Here is a 356-nt window from a genome sequence, read left to right on the forward strand (position 1 = left end):
GTAAATTGCCATTTTTGCCGCAATTACTGCATGTTAATCATGGTCTACAAGTGGACAGTGGCATCTGGGCGAAGCATGTGGCGAAATGGGCGGAGGCTCAAGAGATACCTTGTCGGATTTTATCAGCGCAAGTGGACGGTCATGATGAGCAAGCCGCTAGGCAAGCGCGCTATGACGTTATGCGAGCGCAACTCAATCAAGACGATGTGTTGCTCTTAGCGCATCATGCCGATGACCAAGCAGAAACGGTACTGATGCGGTTGATTCAAGGCGCTGGGGTGAATGGCTTGTCGGGTATGCAGCCATGGCATCTACAGACGCAAGGTAGGCGGCGAAATATATTGTGGCGACCTTGG

1 protein-coding gene is annotated in these 356 nt (G+C 51.7%); it reads left to right on the forward strand.

The window, feature by feature from the left end; genetic code table 11:
- On the forward strand, positions 1–356 hold a 356-nt coding region (locus AAEZ03_RS26300), incomplete at both ends, for a tRNA lysidine(34) synthetase (RefSeq protein ID WP_350582694.1).

Source organism: Pseudomonas sp. HY2-MNA-CIBAN-0224 (assembly GCF_040310285.1).
GTDB classification, from domain to species: Bacteria; Pseudomonadota; Gammaproteobacteria; order Pseudomonadales; family Pseudomonadaceae; genus Aquipseudomonas; species Aquipseudomonas helleri.